The organism is Vibrio sp. HI00D65, from assembly GCF_001635455.1.
GTDB lineage: Bacteria > Pseudomonadota > Gammaproteobacteria > Enterobacterales > Vibrionaceae > Vibrio.
Map to the genome: position 1 here is coordinate 1 of NZ_LWEH01000429.1, position 313 is coordinate 313.

Consider the following 313-nt stretch of genomic DNA (forward strand, 5'->3'; position numbering starts at 1 on the left):
TGATGAGTTGTAAGCACTGTTCCAGTACGTGTATGGATCCGCACCGTGGAAGTAGTTTGTGTATGCTACGTCGTATGTACCTTCTAGCATTGCTTGGTTGTATACAGAGAAGTCTGGCGTACGAGCTTTTGCTTTGATGCCAACTTCGTTTAGCTGTTCTACCGCTAGTTGAACTGTGTTGTTAAAGTCAGTCCAGCCGTTTGGCGACTGGATCATTAGTTCGAAAGACTTACCAGATGGAGTGTCAACAAAACCATCGTTGTTTACATCTTTGAAGCCAGCGTTAGCAAGAAGCTTCTTCGCGCCTTCAGCG

General features: G+C 45.7%; 1 protein-coding gene. It reads right to left on the bottom strand.

Annotated features, from left to right (window positions below; genetic code table 11):
* On the bottom strand, positions 1-313 hold a 313-nt coding region (locus A3712_RS21715; protein ID WP_231891860.1), incomplete at both ends, for an ABC transporter substrate-binding protein.